21 protein-coding genes and 2 pseudogenes are annotated in these 21,813 nt (G+C 59.7%); 14 read left to right on the top strand and 9 right to left on the bottom strand.

The annotated features are described in order from the left end of the window. Window positions 1-128: 128 nt before the first annotated feature. A pseudogene (locus M0H32_RS20740) lies at window positions 129-266 on the bottom strand (transposase); the annotation flags it as partial. An 81-nt stretch (window positions 267-347) separates the two neighbouring features. Here M0H32_RS20740 and M0H32_RS20735 point away from each other — a divergent pair. After that, the gene (locus M0H32_RS20735; protein ID WP_248157255.1) at window positions 348-548 is read left to right on the top strand and encodes a hypothetical protein; all 201 of its coding nucleotides are present in this window, start codon (window positions 348-350) and stop codon (window positions 546-548) included. A gap of 27 nt (window positions 549-575) precedes the next feature. On the opposite strand, the gene M0H32_RS20730 is transcribed toward M0H32_RS20735, so the two are convergent. The 4 genes and pseudogenes from M0H32_RS20730 to M0H32_RS20715 all read right to left on the bottom strand — a co-directional run bounded on the left by M0H32_RS20730 (window position 576) and on the right by M0H32_RS20715 (window position 5,279). After that, on the bottom strand, window positions 576-1,805 hold the full coding sequence (locus M0H32_RS20730) for a type II toxin-antitoxin system HipA family toxin (protein ID WP_248157253.1): 1,230 nt from the start codon (window positions 1,803-1,805) through the stop codon (window positions 576-578). After that, window positions 1,802-2,113: a helix-turn-helix domain-containing protein gene (locus tag M0H32_RS20725; protein WP_282449466.1), complete on the bottom strand. Its 312-nt coding sequence runs from the start codon at window positions 2,111-2,113 to the stop codon at window positions 1,802-1,804. Before M0H32_RS20725 ends, M0H32_RS20730 begins: the two co-directional genes overlap by 4 nt. Window positions 2,114-2,893: 780 nt before the next feature. Beyond that, window positions 2,894-4,100: pseudogene (locus tag M0H32_RS20720) on the bottom strand (IS256 family transposase). 288 nt (window positions 4,101-4,388) lie between these two features. Continuing rightward, on the bottom strand, window positions 4,389-5,279 hold the full coding sequence (locus M0H32_RS20715; RefSeq protein WP_248157248.1) for a LysR family transcriptional regulator: 891 nt from the start codon (window positions 5,277-5,279) through the stop codon (window positions 4,389-4,391). A gap of 116 nt (window positions 5,280-5,395) precedes the next feature. Between M0H32_RS20715 and M0H32_RS20710 the strand changes: the two genes are divergently transcribed. The 9 genes from M0H32_RS20710 (at window position 5,396) to M0H32_RS20670 (ending at window position 14,213) form a co-directional block, all read left to right on the top strand. Further along, complete coding sequence (locus tag M0H32_RS20710) at window positions 5,396-6,550, top strand: ABC transporter ATP-binding protein (protein WP_248157246.1); 1,155 nt, start codon at window positions 5,396-5,398, stop codon at window positions 6,548-6,550. Beyond that, the gene (locus M0H32_RS20705) at window positions 6,550-7,470 is read left to right on the top strand and encodes a carbohydrate ABC transporter permease (protein ID WP_248157244.1); all 921 of its coding nucleotides are present in this window, start codon (window positions 6,550-6,552) and stop codon (window positions 7,468-7,470) included. The genes M0H32_RS20710 and M0H32_RS20705 overlap by 1 nt, the downstream gene beginning before the upstream one ends. After that, a complete protein-coding gene (locus tag M0H32_RS20700; protein ID WP_248157242.1) occupies window positions 7,467-8,402 on the top strand; it encodes a carbohydrate ABC transporter permease in 936 nt (311 codons plus the stop codon). Before M0H32_RS20705 ends, M0H32_RS20700 begins: the two co-directional genes overlap by 4 nt. A gap of 127 nt (window positions 8,403-8,529) precedes the next feature. Then, window positions 8,530-9,795 (top strand): ABC transporter substrate-binding protein, encoded by a 1,266-nt coding sequence (locus M0H32_RS20695; protein ID WP_248157241.1) that lies wholly within the window; start codon window positions 8,530-8,532, stop codon window positions 9,793-9,795. A 68-nt stretch (window positions 9,796-9,863) separates the two neighbouring features. Further along, the gene (locus M0H32_RS20690; protein WP_248157240.1) at window positions 9,864-10,688 is read left to right on the top strand and encodes a phosphodiesterase; all 825 of its coding nucleotides are present in this window, start codon (window positions 9,864-9,866) and stop codon (window positions 10,686-10,688) included. A gap of 76 nt (window positions 10,689-10,764) precedes the next feature. After that, window positions 10,765-11,073, top strand: a complete 309-nt coding sequence (locus M0H32_RS20685) for a hypothetical protein (protein ID WP_248157239.1) — start codon at window positions 10,765-10,767, stop codon at window positions 11,071-11,073. Between the two features lie 99 nt (window positions 11,074-11,172). After that, window positions 11,173-12,300, top strand: a complete 1,128-nt coding sequence (locus M0H32_RS20680; RefSeq protein WP_248157238.1) for a hypothetical protein — start codon at window positions 11,173-11,175, stop codon at window positions 12,298-12,300. Window positions 12,301-12,548: 248 nt separating this feature from the next. Further along, entirely contained in the window at window positions 12,549-13,724 is a 1,176-nt protein-coding gene (locus tag M0H32_RS20675; protein ID WP_248157237.1) for an alpha-D-ribose 1-methylphosphonate 5-triphosphate diphosphatase, read from the top strand. Window positions 13,725-13,838: 114 nt separating this feature from the next. After that, window positions 13,839-14,213 (top strand): GIY-YIG nuclease family protein, encoded by a 375-nt coding sequence (locus M0H32_RS20670; protein ID WP_345779353.1) that lies wholly within the window; start codon window positions 13,839-13,841, stop codon window positions 14,211-14,213. 210 nt (window positions 14,214-14,423) lie between these two features. On the opposite strand, the gene phnE (M0H32_RS20665) is transcribed toward M0H32_RS20670, so the two are convergent. From phnE (M0H32_RS20665) to phnC (M0H32_RS20650), 4 genes are all read right to left on the bottom strand, one after another. Continuing rightward, complete coding sequence (phnE, locus tag M0H32_RS20665; RefSeq protein WP_248157236.1) at window positions 14,424-15,266, bottom strand: phosphonate ABC transporter, permease protein PhnE; 843 nt, start codon at window positions 15,264-15,266, stop codon at window positions 14,424-14,426. A 2-nt stretch (window positions 15,267-15,268) separates the two neighbouring features. Continuing rightward, complete coding sequence (gene phnE, locus M0H32_RS20660) at window positions 15,269-16,183, bottom strand: phosphonate ABC transporter, permease protein PhnE (protein ID WP_248157234.1); 915 nt, start codon at window positions 16,181-16,183, stop codon at window positions 15,269-15,271. Between the two features lie 228 nt (window positions 16,184-16,411). Continuing rightward, window positions 16,412-17,323, bottom strand: coding sequence for a phosphonate ABC transporter substrate-binding protein (phnD, locus tag M0H32_RS20655; RefSeq protein WP_248157232.1), 912 nt, complete (start codon window positions 17,321-17,323; stop codon window positions 16,412-16,414). A 90-nt stretch (window positions 17,324-17,413) separates the two neighbouring features. Continuing rightward, on the bottom strand, window positions 17,414-18,235 hold the full coding sequence (phnC, locus tag M0H32_RS20650) for a phosphonate ABC transporter ATP-binding protein (RefSeq protein ID WP_248157231.1): 822 nt from the start codon (window positions 18,233-18,235) through the stop codon (window positions 17,414-17,416). 299 nt (window positions 18,236-18,534) lie between these two features. Between phnC (M0H32_RS20650) and M0H32_RS20645 the strand changes: the two genes are divergently transcribed. Genes M0H32_RS20645 through M0H32_RS20630 form a run of 4 tightly spaced genes read left to right on the top strand, consistent with a single transcriptional unit; the run spans window position 18,535 to window position 21,719 of the window. Beyond that, window positions 18,535-19,407 (top strand): phosphate/phosphite/phosphonate ABC transporter substrate-binding protein, encoded by an 873-nt coding sequence (locus M0H32_RS20645; protein WP_248157230.1) that lies wholly within the window; start codon window positions 18,535-18,537, stop codon window positions 19,405-19,407. Beyond that, the gene (phnC, locus tag M0H32_RS20640) at window positions 19,404-20,222 is read left to right on the top strand and encodes a phosphonate ABC transporter ATP-binding protein (protein ID WP_248157229.1); all 819 of its coding nucleotides are present in this window, start codon (window positions 19,404-19,406) and stop codon (window positions 20,220-20,222) included. The genes M0H32_RS20645 and phnC (M0H32_RS20640) overlap by 4 nt, the downstream gene beginning before the upstream one ends. Continuing rightward, a complete protein-coding gene (phnE, locus tag M0H32_RS20635; RefSeq protein ID WP_248157228.1) occupies window positions 20,215-21,048 on the top strand; it encodes a phosphonate ABC transporter, permease protein PhnE in 834 nt (277 codons plus the stop codon). The genes phnC (M0H32_RS20640) and phnE (M0H32_RS20635) overlap by 8 nt, the downstream gene beginning before the upstream one ends. Then, complete coding sequence (locus tag M0H32_RS20630) at window positions 21,045-21,719, top strand: class I SAM-dependent methyltransferase (RefSeq protein WP_248157227.1); 675 nt, start codon at window positions 21,045-21,047, stop codon at window positions 21,717-21,719. Before phnE (M0H32_RS20635) ends, M0H32_RS20630 begins: the two co-directional genes overlap by 4 nt. Window positions 21,720-21,813: the final 94 nt, after the last annotated feature.

The following is a 21,813-nucleotide window of genomic DNA, read 5'->3' as shown; positions in this document are numbered from 1 at the left end:
GCGCAATCGGATACTCAACCCCATGCGAAGCCGAGGAGGCCTTCTTTCGAAACCTAAGCGCCCTTGATAAGGTTGCCTAATCTTTGAAACAAAATCTCTCCGGTAAACCCGGGGCAGTTCAGATCGCGCCGGCCCTTCTGTATCCAACGGTTCAGTGTCGAGAAACCAACACCGAGATCTTTGGCAACTTGCTTACGGGACAAGCCGCTGGTCAGCGCAATCCGGACTGCTTCTGCGCGGAACTCCGCGCCGTGACGTGATGCCATGAACATTCTCCTTTGTGGCAAAATACCAAGTCAAAGGAGCGGTACAAATCCGGGACATGTCCATACATCTGCCTGCGTCTGATGGAAGGTGCGGATATCTACCAGATTGCCAAGAACTGCCGCACCAGCGTTGAAATGATCGAGAAATACTATGCCTCACACATTGCTACGAGCATCAGCGCGGCGGCTGTGAACGTTAAGCGGAAAGCCAAATCGAAGAAGCAAATCATCGAACACGCCAAGCGCAATGCGCACCGGTCTGCACAAGCCAGTGAGTATTGAGACTAGCTTGGCGATCACGCAGTCGGCTTATGGCAACAGCTTCTGAATATGCGTAATGGTGGTCTTGCTGACTCCCTGGCTCGACGCTAGTTCGCTCCAGCGTGCAAGGGCATGGGTTGTGCTCTCTATGGCTTCGTCAATTAAGTTTTTCTGCAATTTTGCCGTCTGTCCGAGTTTTCGAAGGTGCTCAATCGTCGGAGAACGGCCTTCACCCATCACCATTGTGCTCTGTTCGCCACCTGGCCCTTGTGAAAAAGTTAGGTCGTAGGCCGGAGAGAGTTTCCAGTCCCCGTCCAAGTTCATGAGGAATGTAAAATTCTTGCTGTGATCATCCCGGTTATGGGCCAGTACATTGAACACGGCGAGCCGGAACAGTTTTTCAACCTCACGCACGTCCTTTGTCAGCAGGCCGGTTAAGTTGAGCAGGTCCTCATAGTCAAGGCTAGGTACGCGGAAGTCGGAATGCAGCAAACCGCATGCCGTGTGCATGTGCAATCGATTGTCACCCTCGCGGTCGAAACGTTTAATCGCGAAATACCCTGCACTAGTTTCAGAAGGAAACAGGTGTACTTCGGGAACCTCGATGCCAGCTTCCTCTGCCATCTGTGCATAGACATATTCGACGGCCCCAGCATCACTGCCGTCTTGTGTGTTGGCAAACTTCACAAGCCAGTGTTCGAAACCTTCTGGAAGCTCATCCACGCCATGCGAGACGTTCAGGCGATCACGATCAACGCCTATCAACGCTTTTGGACGTGCACCGGCAGATGAGCCGTTCAAAGCAAGCAGTTCCGCCAGAACATCGTCGGCTTCGCCTTTCAGGACGTCTTGTGCCTGGCGAGAGAGCTCATCGAGGTTCAATGCGCCTTCTTTTTCCACCCCTCCATAGTCCGGCTCGTAAACCAAAGCTCCCATACCAGATCGACCGACATGTGCCAGTCGGTCCAGGGGCGTGAGTGTTTCTGGCGCAATGTTTTTGGAACGCGCGAAACGGTCAAACAAAAGGCGGCCCCATCCGTCTGGCAAACTGTCGTTGAATACGCCGGGTAAACCTTCAAACAAGCTGTTGTCGAACGATGACAGGCCGGATTTCAACGGTAGCCTGAAGGGGGAAATTTCCGGCCCGTTCTTCAGGAACTCGGTGTCATATTCGAAGAATATCTTTCGGTCTCGGGTTGCCAGTCTGCCGACAGGTATGAGGGTTCCGTTGAAGTTAAGGCTTACCTTGACTTCGGTTGCGACAAGGTGCTGGTTCATTTGCGGCTGCCCCTTTTCCGGGTTGTTTTTTCGGTCTCCGTTTTGAGTACTTCGTCGATGGAAGAGAAGGGGGTGGTGTCCGGTTCAAGTGCTTTAACAAGGTTTTCGAGGCCGCCAACGACCATAAGGAGTTTTAACAAGGCCTCTAGTGAAATCGCCCCCTGCTGTTCAAATTTGCGCAGGCTTGGTAGCGAGACCCCGGAGCGTCTAGCCAGTCCTTCTTGCGTCAATTCCAACGCAAGCCTGCGTGCACGCACATGCTCCGCCAGCTTCTGCTGCGCTCTTGATGGGGATATAAGTGATATCATAATGTTAGTATGAGACCTTTTATTAGATTAACTGACATTATAGTATTAGTTGCATAAGCGTGCAAGCAGCGTGTAAGCACCTATCTAACTGCCGCACCAGTGTCGAGATGATCGAGAAATAATATGCGTCACATATTGCTACGAGCGTCAGCGCGGCAGCTGTCAATGTGAAGCGGAAGGCCAAATCGAAGAGGCAGATCATCGAACATGCCAAGCGGAATGCCCACAGGAAATCGCAAGCTGAAGCCAATTGATCGAGAACTGATTGATGGTGCGGACGGCGGGACTCGAACCCGCACAGCCTAGGGCCGAGGGATTTTCTTACCAGCTACGGCTTTCGCCGCCGCCTTCCGGCGTTTGTGGTCTGGACTATACCTTCACCCTAGCAGATGCCGTAGGTGCTGCCCGTCTAGTCTCTACACCTTCCTCTTGTGAGGCTTGGCTCGGGATTGCCATCTGACAGGGTTCCCCGAATTTGAGCAGTTCTACATCCGGCGTTTCCGCCGGTGCACTCAATTTTGACTTAAGTCCCTTGTGTCTACCGATTCCACCACGTCCGCGTGGTGCTTCCTGCTAGCAGAGCGCTTGTTCAATCTCAACTCGAAATTGGCTGCGGACTGGGGACGGATGTTTCCTGATCCGGTTGTTGAACGGAAGTCGAAACCGGAAGTGCGCGCAGTGCATTGATGCGGTCGTCCAGGGACGGGTGTGTTGAAAACAAGGTGTTGTCGGTCACGTCCGTCAATGTGGTGTAATTTTCCGGATGGCCTGAGGTCATGATCAGGCGGCCTTGTTTGAGATTGAGAGGATTGGATCGGTCTCCTGTGCGTCGATTTCGGCAAATGCTTCGACCATCATGTATCTGCTCGCTGTCTGCCATTCGTCGTTCTGTTCGAACAAGACGGCACCGATCAGGCGCATGATGGATTCCTCGTTTGGAAAGATGCCCACGACATCGGCCCGGCGTTTGACTTCCTTGTTCAGCCGTTCGATGGGGTTTGTGCTGTGAAGCTTGGTGAGGTGCTGGCGGGGGAAGGCTATGTAGGCCAGGACATCGTGTTCGCTGTCGTCCATGAGATCGGCGAGTTTGGGCCACCTGCTGCGGAGTTGATCGGCAACGCGGCGCCAGGTCTCTCCGGCTGACGTTCTGTCTGGCTGGGCGAAGGCCTGACGGATTGCGGCGGCAACAACGGTATGCTGGCCTCGCGAGACGTGGGCAAGCGCGTTTCGCATCCAGTGAACGCGGCAACGTTGCCATGTTGCCTAGAAGACGCGTTCGATTGCATTCTTCAGGCCGCCATGGGCATCGCTGATCACCAGCTTTGTGCCGTCCAGTCCCCGGGCCTTCAGGGAGCGCAGAAACTCCAGCCAGAAGGGCTCGGCTTCAGAGGGGCCAATGCCCAGGCCGATGATCTCCCTGCGCCCGTCCGTATTGGCGGCAACGGCGATTATCGCGGCGACCGAGACGATCCGGCCGCCCTGGCGCGCCTTGAGATAGGTGGCGTCCAGCCAGACATAGGGCCATTCGCCGTTCAAGGGACGATTGAGAAATTCGCCTACGCGCTCGTCTATATCCTTGCACAGCTTGGAAACCGTGCTCTTGGACATGCCCGAAAGTCCCATGGCTTGCACCAGGTCGTCCACCTTGCGTGTGGACACGCCGCCGATCCAGGCCCTCCTGGATGACAGCGACGAGGGCTTTCTCCGACGTCTTGCGGGCTTCGAGGAAACCGGGGAAGTAGCTGCCTTGCCGGAGCTTGGGCACCTTCAGGTTCAACGTGCCCAAACGGGTATCGAGAGCGCGCTCTCGATACCCGTTGCGCCAGGTCGTGCGTTGATCGGCCCGTTCGTGCCGGCCGGCACCGATCAGGCCTTCGACATCCGTTTCCATGATCAGCTGAAGGACGCTCTCCGCAATGCTGCGCAGAAAGTCGCCATTATCGTGCTTGGCCAGAAACTCGGAAAGGCCCATGTTGGTCTTGGTCATCGGGGGCTCCGTGTGGTTGCGGTTGAAGCGTCGAAACTCCACCTCGACCATACACCTCGATGGCCACCCAGAATTACTCCGAATGCGGCGTTGAAATTACACCAAGTCCTCGGACACTACCCTGTCGCAAAAGATTTTTATGCAAGCTTTGGATTTACTGAAATCGGGTTGGGCGAAGATGGAGAAATGATCGCGGAGATGCCCGCAAAGCCGGAAACCACGCTTTGAGAGCGAAGGTTTGAGTTCCGACCAAGTCAAAGGCAACACTCGGACAACCTCGGAACGCTCTCAAAACCCGCCACCGGCCCGAACCTCGACTGCGACATCCAGAAAACTCCGGATCAGCCGCAGCTCGCGCTTGTCGGCCGGGATGGCGATGCAGTCACGGTAGGTTTCCGGCATTTCGATGACCGGAACGGCCGCCAATCTGTCGGAGGGGAACAGGCTGTTTTCCAGAAGAAGGCCGATGCCGAGATTGTGCAGGATGGCCTCTTTCACCATCGGGAAGGTCGTGGTGCGCAGAATGCGTGGCAGGTCCTGATTGAATTCGCGGAACTTGGTGCGCACCACTTTCTGGGTGAGCGAGCCATCTTCAGGCAGAACCAGGGTTTCGGATTGCAGATCCGCAAGGGAAATGCGGGTTCGGCGGGCCAAAGGGTGGCTCTTCAAAAGATGGGCCTTGTAGGCCGACCGCCTGAGCTCATGGGTGAAAAGGGAAGGGCTTTTCTGGGGATCAGTGACAATCGCGATATCGGCCTGGCGTTCGGCCAGAAGCGACATGGCCGTGGTCCAGTTATAGAGCGTGAAATCGATCTGCACCTTCGGGTAGCGCCTGCCATATTCGGCGATGATCGGCATGGCCGGGCGCGGCGCGTTGGCGATCAGGCGGATATGGCCATCGGTAAGCGCGCTGTAATCGCTGACCTTCTCGTGAACGAGCTGTTCCATGGTTGCCAGCCGGTCAGAGACCGAGAAAAGTTCCTTGCCCGCTCTTGTCAGTTCAAGGCCGGTCCGGCGTCGGATGAAAAGCCGCGTGCCCATATGGGCTTCCAGCTTGGCGATGTGCTGGGTCACCGAGGACTGGGTGACGCCAAGGGCCTGGGCCGCAGCGGAAATGCTGCCCTCGCGGGCGGCGAAGGTAAAGGCCTTGACCTGATAGGGGCTTGGCGACGCGTTCATGACAGTTCCATATGCTCAGCGCTGCCAAACCATAGTTCGCATTAGCGACGCTAATATTACGTCACAGACGGTTCAATCGTCTTCCCTAAGTTGCCCGCCAGACACGGGGGCAAAACATGACGGCCATCTCCTTATCGGCAATCGAAAAGAACTTCGGCGCGACCAGGGTCCTGGACGGGATCGACCTGGATGTTTCCGACGGCGAATTCCTGACGCTGGTCGGTCCGTCCGGCTGTGGCAAGTCGACCTTGCTGCGCATCCTCGCAGGGCTCGAGGCGCCATCCTCCGGGCGGGTTTCGATCGGGGGTAGGGAAGTCACCGAAGTGCGGCCCGCCGACCGGAACCTGGCAATGGTGTTCCAGTCCTATGCGCTCTACCCGCATCTGACCGTGGCGCAGAACATGATGACGCCGCTGAAATTACGGGACCTGACCTTTGCCCAGCGCCTACCGTTCCTGGGTCCGCTTGCGGCGCGGGAGGCTCATGGGTCGATCCTGGAACAGGTACGGGACACAGCGAGGATCCTGAAAATCGATCATCTCCTCGACCGCAAGCCCGGACAACTCTCCGGCGGTCAGCGCCAGCGCGCGGCGCTGGGCCGGGCCATGGTGCGCAAGCCGGCTGCCTTTTTGATGGACGAACCCCTGTCGAACCTGGACGCGGCCCTGCGCATTCACATGCGCTCCGAACTTGCCGAATTGCACCGCTCACTCAAGACCACCTTTGTCTATGTCACTCACGACCAGGCCGAGGCCCTGACCATGTCCGACCGCATGGCGGTGATGATGGACGGCCGGATCCTTCAGCTTGGCGCGCCGGACGAGATCTACAGCAACCCGCAGGACATCCGGGTGGCGGAGTTTATCGGCGCTCCGAAGATCAACCTGCTGCCGGGATCCCTCGACAAGGCGGGACATGCCCGCTGCGGAGACATGGAACTCGCTCGGGTCGCGGAGGACGGAATTGTCGGCTGTGTCACCATCGGCCTTAGGCCCGAGCACCTGGCGGTCTGCGACAAGGGTGCGCCGGGATCGCTCACCGGCCGTGTCGTTCACAAGGAAAATCTCGGAGCCGATATTTATCTGCATGTCTCCGTGCTGGAGGGCGCGCATCGGCTGGTGGTGCGGGTGTCGCCGGTCGAGGGCAGTGCGATCTCGCTAGGTCAGACCTGTCATTTCCGGCGGCTGCATGGTCAGGCCATGGTGTTCGGCAAGGACGGCAAACGCCTTGGCCTCGCGCAACCCTCCACCGAAGTCGCGGAGGTGGCGTGATGGCGGCATCCCGGGCGCATTGGTGGTTCGTCGGGCCGGCGCTGATCCTGATGGGGCTGATCCTGCTGCTGCCGATCCTGATCGCCGCCGCGCTGAGCTTTACGAGCTACAGTCTCGGCAATCCGGGCGCGGAATTTGTCGGGTTGGACAATTACGAGAAGATCTTCACCCGCTCGACCTATGAAAAGATGTTCGGGGCAACCTTCCGCTATGTCTTCGTGGTGGTGCCGCTCTCCGTGGGTCTGGGCCTCGGCGCGGCACTCCTGATCAATTCCACGAAACGCTTCGGCGATTTCTACAAGACCATCTATTTCCTTCCCGTCATGGCGGCGCTGATCGCGATGGCGATCGTCTGGGAATTCGCGCTGCACCCAACCATCGGCATCGTCAATGCCACCTTGGAACATGGTTGCGGCAGTTTCCTGGAGACCTGGGGCTTGTATGCCCATGGCTGCGACCGCGGTTTTCCGTTGTGGCTGACCGACCGGGACTACGCCATCTGGACCGTTGCCTTTATCGGCGTCTGGCAGGGCTTCGGCTTCAACATGGTGCTCTATCTCGCCGGGCTGACCTCCGTGCCGCGCGAGCTCTACCACGCCGCCGAAATGGATGGCGCGCGCACCGCCTGGGACCGCTTCCGGCTGGTCACCTGGCCGATGCTCGGCCCGACCACGGTCTTCGTGGTGACGATTTCCTTCATCCGCTCCTTCCAGGTGTTCGACACGGTCGAGGCCTTCTATCCGCAGGGTGGCGGGCCTTCCAAATCGGTCTACGTGATGATGTTCGCCATCTACGAAAAGGCCATCCAGCAGAACCTGATGGGCATCGGCGCGGCGATCACGGTCGTCTTTCTCGGCTTCGTCATGTTCCTGACCGTGATCCAGCGCTGGCTGGTCGAAAGACGGGTGCATTATTCATGAGCGACACGACCCTTCCGCACAGCCCGGCTGTCAGCATGCCCGGCATTCGCTTTTCGTCTGCCGAAACGCTGAAACACGCGGTCCTGATCCTGGGCAGCCTGATCGTGCTGCTGCCCTTTTACGTGATGGTCAGCTACAGCTTCAAAAGCCCGGCGGAGATCATGCAGAACACGGGTGGCTTCTTCGGGGCACAGGAGCTCTTCCGGGACGACTATTGCGTCAAGCTTGGGCGGGACCTCGCGGACTGCATGGTGACGCCGGTTATCTACAATTACACTACTGCCTTCGGCAAAGCGCCGCTGCTACGGTATCTTTTCAACGGCATCGTCGTGACCGTGTCGATCTTCGTCATCCAGGTGCTGGTGGCGCTTCCCTGCGCCTATGCGCTAGCCAAACTGCGGTTCTGGGGACGGGAAGCGGTGTTCGGCCTCGTGCTGTTCTGCCTGCTGATCCCGGTCCATGCGATTGCCCTGCCGCTCTACATCATGCTGGCGAAGCTCGGCCTGACCAATTCCTACGCGGCGCTGGTCATTCCCTGGACCATCTCGGTCTTCGGCATCTTCCTGATGCGGCAGTTCTTCATGACGGTTCCTGACGACCTTATCGATGCGGCGCGCATGGACGGCATGAGCGAGTTCTCGATCATCTGGAACGTGATGCTGCCAACGGCCATTCCGGCGCTGATGGCCTTTGCCATCTTCTCGGTGGTGGCGCACTGGAACGACTATTTCTGGCCGCGCATCGTGATCACCGGCGACCGCAGCCTGTTCACGCCGCCGCTTGGCCTACGCGAATTCAAGGGCGACGCGGATGGCGACAATTTCGGGCCGATGATGGCGACCGCGACCATCATCGTTGCGCCGCTGATCGTGGCTTTTCTGATCGCGCAGCGGCGCTTCATCGAGGGAATTACCTTGAGCGGCATGAAATGACCGCAAGAGGTTTTAAGGCGGGGCCGCCTCAACAAGGCAGCCCCGTTACCGGGTCCCATTCGGGATCCAACGGGTGCGGACAGTTTGGCGACCGGGCCGCACTCCAGGCAACACCACGGAGAGTTTCATGAAAAAGTGTCTTACCGCAATTGCTTTTCTTCTGGCCGCCGGCTCTGCCCAGGCCCAGGACGAAAAGATCACCATCGAATTCGCCTATCCCTATTCGCATCTCTTCGATGTGACCTATGAAAAGATCCTGCCGATGTTCAACGAGCAGTATCCGAACATCGAGGTGAAGATCCGCGCTTCCTACGAATCCTATGAGGACGGCACCAACACCATCCTGCGCGAAGCCGTTGCCGGCACCCTGCCGGATGTGACCATGCAGGGCCTGAACCGTCAGGCAATCCTGGTGGACAAGGGCATCGCCAAGTCGCTGGAGCCGTTCATCCTGAGGGAAGAAGACTTCGCCAAGGACGGTTACCACGATGCCATGCTGGCGCTGGGCACGTTCAAGGACGACATTTACGGTCTGCCGTTTTCCGTCTCCCTGCCGGTTGGCTACTACAACATGGACGTGATGGCCAAGGCCGGCATCACCTCCACCGACCAGTTGCCGAAAACCTGGGACGAAGTCGTCGACACCTGCGGCAAGCTGCGCGAAGCCGGCGTCAAGAACCCGATGTTCTGGGGCTGGAACATCACCGGCAACTGGTTCCTGCAGGCGCTGATGTGGTCACAGGACAAGTCGACCATGGAGGGTAACGATTTCCAGATCGCGTCCGACGAAGGCCTGAAGTCCCTGGAAACCATGAAGTCCCTGTTCCGCGGCTGCGACATGCAGAACATCGAGTGGAAGGCGGCCTTGGCCTCGTTCTCCGCCGGTGAGATCGGCATGATGTTCTGGTCGACATCGGCACTTGGGGCCGTCGAACGCGCCAAGGGCGACTTCGAGCTGAAAACCAACGAATTCCCGGGTCTCGAAGCGACCGGTCCGAAAGGTCTGCCGGCAGGCGGCAACGCGGCCATGCTGGTCTCCACCTCCGAAGATCCGAAGGAACTGGACGCGGCCTGGAAATGGCTGAAATTCATCACCTCCGGCCAGGGCGCTGCGGAAGTCGCCCGCACCACCGGCTACATGCCGCCGAACAAGGCCGCCAACGAGGTGATCCTGGCGGATTTCTACAAGGAGAACCCGAACAAGGAAACCGCCGTGCGCCAGCTGCCGCTGCTGCGCGACTGGCAGGCCTATCCGGGCGACAACGGCCTGGCGATCACCCAGGTGATCTATGACGGCATCGAAGGCGTCGTCACCGGCGAATATGACGACATGGCCGAGCTGCAGGAACAGCTTGACGAGGAAGTTCAGGACCTTCTGCCGTCCGCCAACTGACGTTTGCCTGCAAGAGACGCCGCCCGGTTCCGGGCGGCGTTTTCCCAAACACCATTCTGGAGGAAGGCGTGAAACTTCTTCAGCTCACGGACATTCACCTGACGACGCCGGGCGAGACCATCGGAGACCGTGATCCGAACGAGAACTTCCGCAAGGCGCTCTCCCATGCCGTTGACCTTCACGGCGATGCGGACGCGCTGGTCATTACCGGAGACCTGTCGGACTGGGGAGACAGGGACGATTATCTGCGGTTAAAGCAGGTGATCGCCGCGGTTCCGGTCCCGGTTCACCTGTGCATCGGCAATCACGACAAGCGGGATGTGTTTCTCACTGTATTTCCGGACCTTGCCGATGAAAACGGCTTTGTCCAGAAGACCTTCGACCTGCCATTTGGAACGGGAATTGTCCTGGATACCTGGGGCCCGGGCAGCCACGCCGGCTTCTTCTGCGAGGCCCGCCAGGCCTGGCTCGACACGCAGCTCGAACGTCTGCCAGGGCCCGTGTTCCTGTTCATGCACCACAATCCGGTGCCGATCGGCATTGCGCCGATGGACCAGATCATGCTGCAGGATACGGAGGCCTTCGGCCGGCTGGTTGAAAGGCATGCCGCGAAGATCCGGCATATTTTCCACGGGCATTGCCACCTGCCTTTATGCGGATCGCTTCACGGCGTGCCGTTCAGCGCACCGCGCGGCACAAATCATGCGGGCTGGCCGGATTTCGGCAATGACCGGAACCTGAGCGCGTCCGATTTGCCTGAGGCCTATGCGGTCATCCTTGCGGGCGACAGCTCGGTCATGGTGCATATGGTGGAATTTGGCTATCGGGGCGAGATCCGCCGTGAAGGATCGCCGGATTACGCCGAGTGGGACCGGTTGACGATGGTGCGCTGACAATCGCCGATTTGCGGCCGGTCCGGAACTTCACTACAAGCAAAAGCTGCACCTTTTCAGAAAGGAGTGCGTTTGCATGGGGACAATCAGGTTGTCGCGAGCGGCGGGCATCATCGATATGTTCCGGGCCTATCAGATCGTTCTCGATGGGGAGTTTGTCGGGAAGATCAAGCGCGGCGGCACCGTCGAGATCGAACTGGAGAAAGGCAGGCATGCCCTGCAGCTGCAGATCGACTGGTGCCGCAGCAACACCGTGCTGTTTGACGCCGGTGACACGATCGTTTGTTTTGAATGCGGAAACAACTTTGACGGTAAAAAGTTGCTTGCTGCACCCTTTCATCTTATCTTTCCCCGCGGGGACTATCTTTGGCTGAACAAAGCCTGACCGGTCCGAATTGCACATTGCGGCGATGTCTCACTTATTTTGATAGCCAGTTTTTTCTCGCGCCGCATCTGACCGAAAAGATACGGGGGGTGATTTGCTATGGGAGAATCGCAGGCAATCAACGCATGGTCGGAGCTGGAAGGGGTCTACAAAACCGTACAGACCCAGGTGAACGGCTTCATGTCCGAAGCCAGCATCTGCGGGGTCAACCTGATCCGCGACGTGCCGACACGCATCGAATATATGACGATGATCCGGGCCGAAGCCGACGCGATGCTGGAGCAGGCCCGTGCGAACAAGAAGGCGGCGAAGGAGATCTTCGACAGGATTTTCGAGCGCCGCAACGAGCTTCGTCTCATTCAGCAGAACAAGGCGACGGCGACAACAAACATCATCTCGAAGCTGATCACCAAGGACCGGACCAAGGCCCAGCTGCTCATCAAGGCAGCCAAACAGCTTGCCGAGGAAGGCAAGATTTCGGTGCAGATCGCGGACGGCGTTTCGGATGCGGAAGCGTTGAAGAAGATCATGGCCACGGATGATTTCGACGACGTTCTGATCAAGGCCATCGACAATGCCGGCGGAAGCCGCAAAACCATTTCGCCGACCAACATGAAGGTCCGGGGCGCGGGATTGCTCATCCTGACCGTCGCCCTGGCCGGGTTCGACATTTACACCTCTCAGGACAAATCCTTCGCGACGACAAAAAACGTGTCGTCGATCGCAGGCGGGGCAGGCGGCGCGTGGGCGCTCGCGGCCGCGGGCCTTGCGGTCGGCGGCCCGGTTGGCGGTGCCATCGGACTGCTTGTCGGCGGTTTTGCGGGCAGCTACGCTGCCGAGGAAATCCACTTTCAGGCACGGGGGATCAACGTCAATCCGAAGATCAACGAGCTCGTGCAGAAACACTTCGGCTGGTCGGCTGACGAAGACGGACTGGCCTATGACGCGCACAAGGAATTTCTCGGCGACATGGTGTCGGTCTATCTGCTGTTTTCCAACCTCAACGAAAAGCGGAACAGTGACGCAGACGATGTGGCTGTTCCCTATATCAAGGTAGCCCAGAAGGTCCTGGAAAAACACCCGAACGGGGCGCTGGCCGATGGATTGAAATCCAAGACCGGACAAGCCCTGATCGATCTGCTTTACGCCATTCTGGATGCCGGATGGACCGACGATGTCGAGTACAGTCTGATGAGCTGGCTGAAGAAACAGAAGGGTGCCAAGTAGTAGGGAAGATGCCTCTGCTCCAAATGCTTGAGCAGCGAGCCGAGCCCAAGACCTTCTAAGAGCCGGTTGGTGATTGCGCGCAAGGCTGCCTGCGACGCTGTTTTTTTGTCACGGTCTTTTGCCTGAACTGTCACAATTCGCGCGCGAATTGAGGGTAGAAGGCCTTTCTGCACGTTTTATCGCTTGATTTCGCCGAGCCAATCCCGCCGGTTTCGCCGCAGATCCGAACACCCTCCAAAGGAGATCCGATGACCTTTGCCGACAAGACCATGCCGACCGGCAGCGAACTGACTGTCCTGAAAAACGCCCGGATCGTGCTTGGCGACGAGGTCGTCACGGGACATATTGCGGTTGCCGACGGCAGGATTGTTGCGGTGGATACAGGCATCGCGCCGCAGGCCGGCCTGGATCTTGATGGCGACTACCTTCTGCCCGGGCTTGTAGATATTCACACCGACCATTTTGAAAAACACGTCTTTCCACGTGCCCATGTGCGCTGGGATCCTTTCCGGGCGGCGATGGCCCATGACGCGCAGATCATCGGCAGCGGCATTACAACCGTGTTCGACAGCCTGTGTGTCGGCGCCACCATCAAGAACCCGGAGCGCCGGGAAATCCTGGCGCCGATGATCGACGCGCTGGAACAGGCGCAAGCGGCCGGCATGCTGCGCGCCGAGCACCTGGTGCATCTGCGCTGCGAGATCACAGACGACGCGACAATCCGTCTGACCGAAGAAAACATCGCCAAGGAGATCGTTCGCATGGTCTCTGTCATGGAGCACCTGCCGGGCCGGCGCCAGAGCAAGAACATCGAGGGTTACATCGAGCGGCGCATGGCCGATACCGGCGAGCCGCGTCACGAGGCCGAGCGGGTGACGCAGGAGCTGCTCAATTATTCGGACGAGGTCAGCGCCAAAGTGCGGCCAGCCGTGGTGGCACTAGCGCATCTCCACAAGCTGCCGCTGCTCAGCCACGACGATACCGAGCTGGAGCATATCGACGAGGCCCTGGCCGAGGGTATTTCCGTCTCTGAATTTCCCTGCACGCTGGAAGCCGCGCGCAAGGCCAGGCAGCACGGCATGCATGCGGTCGGCGGTGCGCCGAATGTCATCCGCGGCGGCTCCCAATCCGGCAATGTCGCTGTCGCGGATCTGCTTGTGGAGGACCTGGTCGACATCCTGGCCTCCGACTACGTGCCGCGCTCGTTACTCGACTGTGCCTTCCTAGTCGCCGCGGACGAGACGCTCCAGGCCGACCTGCCTGCGGCGGTGCGCATGGTTGCCAAAACCCCGGCGGAAGTCGCCGGTCTTTCGGACCGGGGCGAGATCGCGCAAGGCAAACGCGCCGACCTTCTCCATGTCGGCGTCCACAACGGCCATCCATTCGTGAAACAGGCCTGGCGGGCTGGCACGCGGGTGCTCTGAAGGGATTGGACCAGGGAGGTTGGAGACGCTGTATTGCGTGGAAGCGCAACGGCATGGATCCCCCGATCCCGTCGAGGGCAGGCCCATGGTCGAGCCATGGGATGACGAAGGTGGATGGATTGGGAAACCATCGCTGCCCCATCATTCTTCGTCATTGCAGGGCTTGACCCTGCAATCCATGCCGTTTCCTATCGGCTGATGAGGCGCTTCTGGGTTTACATCCTCGCAAGCCGCAAGAACGGGACGCTTTATACCGGCGTCACCAACGATATTTCACGACGCGTTTTTGAACATCAAACCGGGCAAGGCTCAAGGTTCGCCGCACGTTATGGCGCGACACGCCTGGTCTGGTACGAAGAGCATTCTTTCGCCCCGCAGGCGATTGCCCGGGAAAAGGCAATTAAGTCTTGGCCAAGGAAGTGGAAGATTGACCTGATCGAGGATCTGAAACCGGAATGGCAGGATCTGAAGCGGCTCATTCACTTTTGAAAGTATCGGAAGCCGTTAGTTGTGGGCAAGTCACGGCATGGATTGCAGGGTCAAGCCCTGCAATGACGAACTAGATGGTTTGAGTAAACCGCGTCTGCCACACATTCTATGTCATCCCATGGTTTGACCATGGGATCCAAGCCGTTGCCTGACGGCACATGCAAAAGTGCCTTGAAAGAGGTTCGACCGGATGATGCCCACCCGCGGTTTTCACCCCCCAATGATCCGCTTCCTCAAATAGCCCGAGATCCCGTCGATTACGTAGACCATGAAGATGATCAGGAAGATGATCGTCCAGGCTTCCGGCCAGCGGTAGGCGTGGATGCGGTCGGCGAGGAGGAAGCCGATGCCACCGGCGCCGACGATGCCCAGGATGGTGCCGGATCGGGTGTTGCTCTCGAAATTGTAAAGAATGATCGACAGGATCACCGGCAGGGCCTGGGGCAGGATGGCAAAGCGGACGTTCTGGAGAGGGCCGCCGCCGGACGCCTTGAGTCCGTCGACGGGCTTGTTGGACGTGTTCTCTATCGCCTCGGAGAAGAGCTTGGAAAACGTGCCGATTTCGGAGACGGCGATCGCCAGGATCCCGGCCAGCGGTCCGAGGCCGAAAGCGCGGATGAAGATCAGGGCCAGAATCAGCTGCTCAACCGCCCTGAGAGCATCGAAACCGCGCCGGACGCCGAGACGCAGCCAGGTCGACGGCATGATGTTCTTGGCCCCGAGAAAGGCCAGCGGAAAGGCGATGACCGCGCCGAGCAGCGTGCCCATGAAGGCCATGGCGACAGTCTCTCCGAGGCCTTTCAGGATCTCCTGCCACTCTACCCAGGTGGTCCAGACATGCGGCGGGAACATGAAGGAGAGCACGTTGCCGAAGCGGCTGGCGCCTTCGAGAAGGCGCGCCGGCGAGAAGCCGAAGGCCCACAGGCACCAGCCGGTCAGACAGGCGAAAACCAGCCAGGCGGCCAGGCGGATGAGCCTGGTCTTGATCGGGGTCGCGAAAGCCTCCGGGACAAGGGTTTTCGCCCGTTCCAGATCGTTTGACAGCACGGTCATGGTCAGACGCCCCTTCCGGTCAGGCCAATGATGCGGTGGCGGACCTTCTCGCTCAGCATGTCCATCACGATCACGGTGACAAAGATGATCAGGAACAGCGCGGAAAGGTCGGTGTATTCCTGCAGCGACATGGCCACACGGATTTCCTGGCCCAGACCGCCGGCGCCGACAAAGCCGATGATCGAGGAGGAGCGCACGTTGATCTCGAAGCGCAACAATGTGTAGCTGATGATGTTCGGCACCACCTGCGGGACGATGCCATAGCGGATCTGGTCGAACCAGGAGCCGCCCGATGCCTTGATGCCCTCCAGCGGGCGCATGTCCGCATTCTCGTTGGCCTCGGAATAGAGCTTGCCGAGCGCGCCGGTGGCATGAAGGCCAATGGCGAGCACGCCGGCGAGCGGTCCGACGCCGAAGCAGAAGACGAAGATCAGCGCCCAGACAAGATCGGGCACCGTGCGCAGGATTTCCAGGTAGCGGCGGGTGAGGTTCAGCACAAACCGGTTGGGCGACAGGTTGCGCGAGGCCGGGAAGCTGAGCAGGAACGCCCCGACAATGCCCAGAAGCGTCGCCATATAAGCGATCAGCACGGTCTCGACCAGGAGCCGCAGCCAGACCTTCCAGCGCCAGAACCACTCGGCAAGATCCGCATCGAGCGTCTCCCAACGCAGCACGGGCAGCGTCTTGTAAAGATATTCGCCGAGACGCGGCAGGCCGGCCCAGATCTTCCACATCGACACCCGCTCGCCATTGGAGAGCGTGACGTCCGTCATATCGAAAAAGCCGCCGATCCAGGCGGTCACGACAAAGCAGAGCGCGAACAGGACGGTCGAGATCGTGTTGACCCGCAGCGCCTTTCTGCGCGCAGCCGCATAGTCGAGCTCAAACCGGTCGATGGCTGGGGAAAGCGCCGTCATGAGGTGATTCCGATGATCGGTGATGCGGTCGAGCCGCCGCTCAGGTGTCCATGTTTTCTATCCGTCGTCATCCCGGCCAAGCGAAGCGCGAGCCGGGACCGGGGAACCTCTTTGGTCAGAGTGGCCCGGGCTCCCCGATCCCGGATCTTCGCTGCGCTGCGTCCGGGATGACGAAGGATGGGATTGGAAGAGACACCGGGGCGCCTCCTCCAAAGGAGTTCGGAAAAATCAGCCGCCGCGGCGCTGCTTTTTCAGCCAGTCGCGCATCTCGACGATCCACTGGTAACGGTCGTGGTCGACTTCGATCCAACCTTCCTGGGTGCTGTCTTCGCCGCCGGTCATTTCGATGAAGGCCAGCGTGTCCTTTTCCGGAATGTCCATGAGCGCCTGGCGCATGTCGTTGATCAGGCCTTGCGGCAGGTTGGTGCGGGCTGCCAGCGGACCTGAGGTGATTTCCGGCGACTTCCAGATGGTGCAGATCGAACCGTCCTCGATCATGCCCTTGGTCACCATGCGCTGCGGGATGCCGTCTTCCTCGTTGGTGATGTAGGTGGCGGCCGCGTCATACTGCTTGTTGTAGACGCCGAGCACACCGGTCTCGTGGGCGCCGGAGAACGGGATCGCGCCGAAATAGGTCTTCGGCTCAAAGCCCTGCTTGCTCAGGTTGAAATAGGGGACGGCGTAGCCGGAGGTGCTGTCCGGGTCGGCAAAGGCCAGGGTCTTGCCCTTGAGGTCTTCCAGCTTTTCGATGCCGCTGTCGCAGCGTACGGCGACGACGGAGAAATAGCCGGTGGAGCCGTCCTTCTGCAGACGCGAGACCAGCGGGGTCACGCCGCCGTTGGTTTCCGTATACGCGGCGGCATAGGACGAGGACCCGAAGAACGCGAACTCGATCTGGTCGGCGGCGATTGCCTGGATGACGCCGTCATAGGAGCCGGCGGTGAAGATCTCGACCTCGACGCCGAGCTCGTGCTCCAGATATTTTTCAAACGGCGTGTAACGCGCGATCCGGTCTTTTTCGTTTTCGCCGGACAGGATGCCGAACTTGACAGTCTTGTACTGATCTTTCCAGCTGTCCGCCAGGGCAGGGGATGCTGCCAGGACGGCTGCGGAAACGGCTGCTGCGAGAATGGCCTTCATCGAAATGCTCCAAATTTGCCGGCTGTTCCGGCGGATGATGCGGGAAGTCCCGCGTGGTTGGCGCGGCGGGCGTTGGGTCGCTGCCGCCGCTCAGGTCCCGACCGCCTTGAACGGTTCCGGAGACATGTGAGAGGACAGGGAGGTGGACGTCACGGCCTCGTTGATGTCGCCGCTGAGGTCGTCCGAGCCGTAGATCGCGCGCACCTTTTCGGTCGTCAGCGCGTCCGGGGTGCCGTCGAACCGGACCTGTCCGGCGCGCATGGCAACGATCCGGTCGCAATAGGCGCGGGCGGTGTCGAGCGTGTGCAGGTTGACCAGGACAGTGAGCCCGTCCGTCCGGTTGATCTCGCGCAGGGCGTCCATTACCCGCGTGGCATTGGACGGATCGAGCGAGGCAATCGGCTCGTCGGCCAGCATGATGCGCGGATTCTGGACCAGCGCCTTGGCAATCGCCACCCGCTGCTGCTGACCGCCGGAGAGCGTTCCAGCCCGTTGCAGGGCCTGTGGCACGAGGTCGAGCCGGTCCAGCGCCTCGATGGCGCGCACCCGGTCTTCATCCGTGAAGGATCGGGTCATGGCGCGCAGGAACCCGGTATGGGCGATGCGGCCGACCATGACGTTGGTCAGAACGTCCATGCGTTCGACCAGGTTGAACTGCTGAAAGATCATCGCGCAGCTGGCGCGCCACAGGCGCAGGTCACGGCCCTTGAGAGACGTTATCACCCGGCCTTCGTTGGTAATGGTTCCGCGCGTCGGGTCCGTGAGCCGGTTGATCATGCGCAGAAGCGTGGATTTGCCCGCACCGGACCGGCCGATGACACCGACCATCTGTCCCTTGGGAATGGCAAGAGACACGCCATCGACAGCGGTCAGATCTCCGAATGTCTTCGATAATTGCTCAATAACCAGCATGCGCTCCTCCGAGAAACCGGGAGCGACCTAGCAAAAAAGCACGGTATGCAGATGTCTATACGATTATACTTTTATGAAGTTTTGCGACAGTCCAGAAAATAAGGTTTGCCATGAAAAAAGTAAGATGAAGAGATTGTTCGAACTTTTTCTTTTTCGTTTGTATTTTATCTCATTCATGTTTGTCGTCTCTGTGTAAATGTCGTCGAAAGTACATAATTAATTCATTTTCGGAAGCGCGCTTGTCGTTAGGCTCCTGGCGCCTTGCCGGCAATGCTCCGGCACTCAAAGGAGTTTCCGATATGCGCTTTCTGAAATCCGCCGCGATTGCGGCCGCCGCACTTGCTGTTTCCTTGTCGTCATCCTTTGCCGACACATTCAAAATGGCCGTTACCGACGTGGAAGGCCTGGAACGTCTTCAGGTCGAATGGGGTCCGTTCAAGGAGGCCCTTGAAAACGCGACCGACCACACGTTCGAGTTTTTCCCGGTCACCAGCCGGACCGCCGCCGCCGAAGCGCTGCGCGCCAAGCGGGTCGACTTCGTCGTCACCGGCCCGGCGGAATACATCGTCATCAACAAGATGACCGAAGCCAAGCCGCTGATCGGCCTTGGCCGTCCGGACTATTTCTGCGCCATCGTGGTGCGCGCCGACAGCGGCATCACCCGTCCGGCCGAGCTCAAGGGCAAGAAAGTGGCCTTTGGCGACATCGGTTCCACCTCCAACATGCTGTGCCCGATGCAGTTGATGGCCGATTATGGCGTCGATCCGGTCAAGGACATCGACAAGCTGCACACCTCGCGCAACATCGCCCACGAAGCCCTCAAGAAGGGCGACGTCGCCGCCATCGGCACCAACCACAATTCCTGGCTGAACGTGCGCAACAAGGATGACAGCGTGCCGAACGGCTTCTTCCGGGTGATCGCCCGGTCGGGAGACCTGCCGAACGACATGCTGATGGTTGCCGCTCATGTCGACGCCAAGGCTGCGGAAGGTGTGCGCGACGCCATCCTGGCGAACAAGGAAGCGATCATCACCGCAATCCTGCAGCACGAGGAAAACGACAAGTATTCCGGCATGGACCTGGTGGCGATCGAGGACGGTGCCTATGACCTGGTCCGGTCCATGTACACCACCGCCGGTTTCCCGCAATACGACAACTTCATCGGCGAATGATGCCACAGGCCCAGCTTCAAACCGTCGGCGCATCTGCGCCGGCGGTCCCGGAACAGCCGTGTGCCGGAGGGGAGGCATGCGAGCTTCGTGTCGACGGCCTGCGCAAGTCCTTCGGCAAGAACCGCGCCGTGCTGCAGGGCGTTTCCTTCGCGGTGCATCGCCGCGAGGCGGTCGCCCTGATCGGGTCCAACGGCGCCGGCAAGTCGACCGCGCTGCGCTGCGCGCTGCGTCTGGTCGAACCGGATGCCGGATCGCTGACACTGTTCGACGAGGACATCACATCGGCAAAGGCACGTCGGCTGCGGCACATCCGGGCCGAGGTCGGCTTCGTCTTTCAAAAACACAATCTGGTGCCGCGGGTGTCGGCGCTGACCAATGTCATTCACGGCAATCTCGGCAGGGCCGGGGGCATTCGCGGCTGGTCGCAAGCATTTGCACCGTCGCATCTGCGCGAGCGCGCCATGGCCTGTCTGGAGCGGGTCGGTCTGGCGGACCAGGCCAGAAAACGCGCGGATCAGCTGTCGGGCGGCCAGTCCCAGCGGGTCGCCATCGCCCGGGCGCTGATGCAGGATCCGAAGATGATCGTAGCGGATGAACCGGTTGCCAGTCTCGATCCGGTTGCCGGGCAGGAGGTCATGGATCTCTTCCACCAACTGACCCGGGAAGAGGGCATCACCTTGCTGTTCACCTCGCACAATGTGCAACAGGCGCTGGACTATTCCGACCGGGTGCTGGCCCTCAAACAGGGCGCTATCGTCCTGGACCAGCGAAGCGCGAATTTGTCGGCGGCAGATCTGGGCAAACATTATGGCTGAAGCATTTCTGACAAGATGGGGTCCGATGCCGGGCCGGCTTGAGCGACCGGGCGCTCTGCAGTTCACCGCCTACGTCGCTCTCGCCGCCTTCGTGCTCTGGTCCTTCCAGGGAGCGGGCTGGTCGTTTTCGGCGCTGGTGTCCGGCGGTCCGGCCATGGCCGACTTCCTCTCCCGTGCCTGGCCGCCGTCTCTCGAACGGCTGCCGCAGCTTTCAAAGGCGCTGGTCGAAACGTTCCAGATGGCGCTGGCCGGCACCATCATCGGCATCATCGTCAGCCTGCCGCTGGCCGTGCTGGCGGCCAGGGGCCTTACCCGGCAGACCCCGATTTCACGGGTTTTCTATACGTCGTCCCGGCTTCTGATTGCCCTGTTCCGCACCGTGCCAGACCTGGTCTGGGCTCTGGTCTTCGTCATCAGCGTCGGCCTCGGGCCATTTGCCGGAACCCTTGCGATTGCCGTCGATACGATCGGCTTCTGCGGCCGGTTCTTTGCCGAATCCATGGAGGATGTCGAAAAAGGACCGAGCGAAGCGCTGACGGCGGCCGGCGCCGGCAAGTTCGACACGATCTTCTGCGCGGTGGTTCCCGCCGCTATGCCGTCCTTCATCACCACCTCCCTGTTCGCACTGGAAAAGGCGACCCGCTCCTCGGTCGTGCTCGGCCTTGTCGGCGCGGGCGGGATCGGCATCGAGCTGAAGGTGGCGATGGACTTTTTCGACTACCAGCTGGCGATGACCATCATCCTGATGATCTTCGTGCTGGTGCTTCTTGTAGAACGGCTCGGTACAATTGCCCGCGGCCGGATTTTGGAGGGATCTTCCCGATGAGTGACGTTCAGGGTCTGGAAAAGACCGATACCGCCCATTTTGCCTGGGACAAGCGCTGGCAGACCGAAGAGGGCCGTGCCGACTGGATCAAGCCGGCGGAAGATGTCGCCATGCTGATCGCCTCGCTGCAGCCGTCCGGCCCTGTCAAGGCGCTGGATCTTGGTTGCGGCGTCGGCCGCCATGCGCTCGCCTTTGCCCGGGCCGGATTCGAGACCCATGCCGTGGACATGTCCGCGGCGGGCCTTGCGGAACTGGACAAGAGCGCAAAGGCCGGTGGCCTGACGGTCGCGACGCAGCTGGCGCCGATGACCGAATTGCCTTTTGAAGACAACACGTTCGACTATGTACTCTCTTTCAACGTGATCTATCATGGCGACCCGTCGATCGTGAATCAGGCGATTTCGGAAATCGCGCGGGTGCTGAAACCGGGCGGGACCTACCAGGGCACCATGCTGTCCAAGCGCAACGGCAATTTCGGCCTTGGCACAGAAGTGGCGCCCGACACGTTCGTGCGCGATGGCGACGACGACAAGGACCATCCGCATTTCTATTGCAACGCGGCCGAGCTGGTGGCGCTTTTCGACGGGTTTGAACTGCGCTCCCTGGAAGACAAGCTGCACAGTAAGCCGGGCTCCTGGCACTGGCACATGGTTGCCGAACTGCTGAAATAGCCAGAGGATCTGCCTTCCGCAGCTTGGCTGCGGCAGGTGAACATTGCAGAAACCCTAGTCACCCGAATCTGAAGTTCGTCTTATTTCCCGGCAC

The sequence above is a fragment of the Roseibium sediminicola genome (assembly GCF_023156505.1).
Taxonomy (GTDB): domain Bacteria; phylum Pseudomonadota; class Alphaproteobacteria; order Rhizobiales; family Stappiaceae; genus Roseibium; species Roseibium sediminicola.
Note: the sequence above shows the minus strand (reverse complement) of the source record. Positions and strands in the feature narration are given on the sequence as shown.

Bases quoted from the DNA above. Each gene is read 5' to 3' on its own strand.
- M0H32_RS20735 (WP_248157255.1), top strand. From the start codon at position 348: ATGGAAGGTGCGGATATCTACCAGATTGCCAAGAACTGCCGCACCAGC.
- M0H32_RS20645 (WP_248157230.1), top strand. From the start codon at position 18,535: ATGCGCTTTCTGAAATCCGCCGCGATTGCGGCCGCCGCACTTGCTGTT.
- M0H32_RS20715 (WP_248157248.1), bottom strand. From the start codon at position 5,279: ATGAACGCGTCGCCAAGCCCCTATCAGGTCAAGGCCTTTACCTTCGCC.
- phnE (WP_248157236.1), bottom strand. From the start codon at position 15,266: ATGACCGTGCTGTCAAACGATCTGGAACGGGCGAAAACCCTTGTCCCG.
- M0H32_RS20630 (WP_248157227.1), top strand. From the start codon at position 21,045: ATGAGTGACGTTCAGGGTCTGGAAAAGACCGATACCGCCCATTTTGCC.
- M0H32_RS20695 (WP_248157241.1), top strand. From the start codon at position 8,530: ATGAAAAAGTGTCTTACCGCAATTGCTTTTCTTCTGGCCGCCGGCTCT.
- M0H32_RS20685 (WP_248157239.1), top strand. From the start codon at position 10,765: ATGGGGACAATCAGGTTGTCGCGAGCGGCGGGCATCATCGATATGTTC.
- phnE (WP_248157234.1), bottom strand. From the start codon at position 16,183: ATGACGGCGCTTTCCCCAGCCATCGACCGGTTTGAGCTCGACTATGCG.
- phnE (WP_248157228.1), top strand. From the start codon at position 20,215: ATGGCTGAAGCATTTCTGACAAGATGGGGTCCGATGCCGGGCCGGCTT.
- M0H32_RS20680 (WP_248157238.1), top strand. From the start codon at position 11,173: ATGGGAGAATCGCAGGCAATCAACGCATGGTCGGAGCTGGAAGGGGTC.
- phnC (WP_248157231.1), bottom strand. From the start codon at position 18,235: ATGCTGGTTATTGAGCAATTATCGAAGACATTCGGAGATCTGACCGCT.
- M0H32_RS20725 (WP_282449466.1), bottom strand. From the start codon at position 2,113: ATGATATCACTTATATCCCCATCAAGAGCGCAGCAGAAGCTGGCGGAG.
- M0H32_RS20730 (WP_248157253.1), bottom strand. From the start codon at position 1,805: ATGAACCAGCACCTTGTCGCAACCGAAGTCAAGGTAAGCCTTAACTTC.
- M0H32_RS20675 (WP_248157237.1), top strand. From the start codon at position 12,549: ATGACCTTTGCCGACAAGACCATGCCGACCGGCAGCGAACTGACTGTC.
- phnD (WP_248157232.1), bottom strand. From the start codon at position 17,323: ATGAAGGCCATTCTCGCAGCAGCCGTTTCCGCAGCCGTCCTGGCAGCA.
- phnC (WP_248157229.1), top strand. From the start codon at position 19,404: ATGATGCCACAGGCCCAGCTTCAAACCGTCGGCGCATCTGCGCCGGCG.
- M0H32_RS20700 (WP_248157242.1), top strand. From the start codon at position 7,467: ATGAGCGACACGACCCTTCCGCACAGCCCGGCTGTCAGCATGCCCGGC.
- M0H32_RS20670 (WP_345779353.1), top strand. From the start codon at position 13,839: ATGGATTGGGAAACCATCGCTGCCCCATCATTCTTCGTCATTGCAGGG.
- M0H32_RS20710 (WP_248157246.1), top strand. From the start codon at position 5,396: ATGACGGCCATCTCCTTATCGGCAATCGAAAAGAACTTCGGCGCGACC.
- M0H32_RS20705 (WP_248157244.1), top strand. From the start codon at position 6,550: ATGGCGGCATCCCGGGCGCATTGGTGGTTCGTCGGGCCGGCGCTGATC.